Here is a 2,364-nt window from a genome sequence, read left to right on the forward strand (position 1 = left end):
GGGCGACCCGTCCGTTCTTGTCCTGCGTTGCGGCGTCAACGTTCCCGGCCCCACCACGGACCGCTGTGTGAGCGTGAACGGCGTCGACTGGGTAATGAAGGAGGGCAACCCGGTGTGGACGCTGACCACCTTCGGGCGCGATCCCGCCACGGAAATCCTGATGGATCCCAACAAGATCAGCTCGGCCACCGTGCTGGCGGAGCTGTCGGCGTCGGCCTCGAAAATCAAGGCGACCCGGAACTGCGTGGGCCAGSCGGACCTGCAGAACCTGCCCACCGGCCAGTAGGGCGGCAGCCGGGGCCTTCTGCAGGCCCGCTGTGTTCCTTAGCGGAGGCCGGTCTTGCGGTGCAGGGCCAGGTGGATCAGCTCGTCGATCAGTTCGGCGTACGCCAGCCCGGAGGCCTTCCACATTTGCGGGTACATGCTCTTGGGCGTGAAGCCGGGCATCGTGTTGATCTCGTTGATGATCAGTTCGCCCTCGGGCGTGTAGAAAAAGTCAACCCGGCTCAGGCCCTCGGCGCCCACGGCGTCGAAAGCGACGGCCGCCAGCTCGCGGACCCGGGCGATGGCTTCCTCGGGGAGGTCGGCCGGGCAGCTGAGGGCGGCGGCATTGTCCTCGACGTACTTGGCGTTGAAGTCGTAGAAAACGTGGCCTCCGCCGGCGACGGAAATCTCACCGGGCATCGAGGTGCGCGGCGCGTCGGTCCCGCGGCCTTCCAGCACGGCGCATTCGATCTCCCGGCCGACGATGCCGGCCTCGATCACGAGCTTGGGATCGTGTTCCCGCGCGGCCTCGATCGCGGCGTCGAGTTCCTCGAGCGAATCCACCTTGGAGATGCCCATCGAGGACCCGGCCCGCGCCGGTTTGACGAAGACCGGGAAACCGAGGGCGTCCACGCGCTTGCGCACCAGCTCGGGATCGGTGAGCCACTGCCGGTCCGTGACCGCGATGTAGGGACCTACGCGCAGGCCGGCGGACTCGAAGACCACCTTCATGTAGTGCTTGTCCATGCCGACGGCCGAGGCCAGGACACCGGCGCCGACGTAGCGGGTGTCGGACAGTTCCAGCAGCCCCTGGATGGTGCCGTCCTCGCCGAACGGCCCGTGCAGGAGCGGGAAGACCACGTCCACGGTGCCGAGCTCCTGCGGAACCTGGTTGGGAGCGGCCACAATCAGCTGGTGTTCGCCGCCGATCTCGGCCAGCGTCACGGTGCGGTCCGACGGCGCAACCTCCGGCAGCGAGCTGGCGGAGAGCGACCATTCCTTGGTGTCGCCGGAGGCCAGCACCCACTGGCCTGTCTTGGCGATCCCGATCGGAATCACCTCGTATTTGGCCTGGTCAATGGCGCCGAGCACCCCGGCCGCCGTGACGCAGCTGACGGCATGTTCGCTGGAACGGCCGCCGAAGAGCACCGCTACCCGGGGCCGGGAGCGGACGGGCTGGGCCTCTGGAGTCAAGTTATTTTCCGGCACTCTTAGTAATCGCCTTCGGATTTCAGGTCCCGGGACAGCAGCAGCGGTCCCAGGTCGTCTACGGACAGTTTTCCGGCCAGCACCGCGACGACGGCGGCGGTGATGGGCATCTCGACGCCCAGCTTGCCGGCCAGTTCATGCACGGCCTGGGCTGACTTGATGCCTTCGGCGGTCTGCGTCATCTCGGTGGTGACCTGTTCCAGGCTCAAACCGGTGCCGAGCAGCCGTCCGGCGGTGTGGTTCCGCGAGAGGGCGGAGGAACAGGTGGCGACGAGGTCGCCCAGGCCCGCAAGGCCGGCCATCGTCCGCGCTTCGCCGCCCAGGGCGAGGGTCAGCCGCGAGGTCTCGGCAAGGCCGCGGGTGATCACGGACGCCTTGGTGTTGTCGCCCATCTCCTTGCCTTCGCAGATGCCCACGGCGAGGGCAATAATGTTCTTGACGATGCCGCCGATCTCGACGCCCACCACGTCCACCGTCGTGTAAGGGCGGAAGTAGGGCGCGGTGCAGCTGCGGGCAATCCAGCCGGCAGCCGTCGCGTCGGAGCAAGCGACCACGGAGGCCGTCGGTTCCCCGCGGGCGATCTCCATGGCCAGGTTGGGACCGGACACGACGGCGACGCGCTCGGCCGGAATGGCCAGCTCCTCGCAAATCACTTCGCTCATCCGGGCGTCGGTGTGCAGTTCCAAGCCCTTCATCAGCGACACGACCAGCGTGCCGGGCCCGATCAGGCGCTTCCATTCGCGCAGCTGGGGCCGCAGGGTCTGCGCGGGAACGGCCAGGACCACCAGGTCGGCACCGTCCAGGACCTCGGCGACGTCGGTAGAGGCGGTGATGCTGACCGGCAGCTCGATGTCTTTGAGGTACTGCTCATTGCGGTGCGCGGTGTTGATC

3 protein-coding genes are annotated in these 2,364 nt (G+C 67.6%); 1 reads left to right on the plus strand and 2 read right to left on the minus strand.

All coding sequences use genetic code 11. From position 1 onward, the window contains the following. A partial coding sequence (locus AB4Y86_RS16925) for a DUF3515 family protein (RefSeq protein WP_441403329.1) occupies window positions 1–286 on the plus strand: 286 nt, incomplete at its 5' end. 38 nt (window positions 287–324) lie between these two features. Here AB4Y86_RS16925 and AB4Y86_RS16930 read toward each other — a convergent pair. Together AB4Y86_RS16930 and AB4Y86_RS16935 are read right to left on the minus strand one after the other, a co-directional pair. After that, a complete protein-coding gene (locus AB4Y86_RS16930; protein WP_441403330.1) occupies window positions 325–1,473 on the minus strand; it encodes a D-alanine--D-alanine ligase family protein in 1,149 nt (382 codons plus the stop codon). A 2-nt stretch (window positions 1,474–1,475) separates the two neighbouring features. Next, a partial coding sequence (locus AB4Y86_RS16935) for an NAD(P)H-dependent glycerol-3-phosphate dehydrogenase (RefSeq protein ID WP_441403331.1) occupies window positions 1,476–2,364 on the minus strand: 889 nt, incomplete at its 5' end.

Origin of the sequence: Arthrobacter sp. 2YAF22_2 (genome assembly GCF_052114645.1) — a bacterium.
GTDB lineage: Bacteria > Actinomycetota > Actinomycetes > Actinomycetales > Micrococcaceae > Arthrobacter.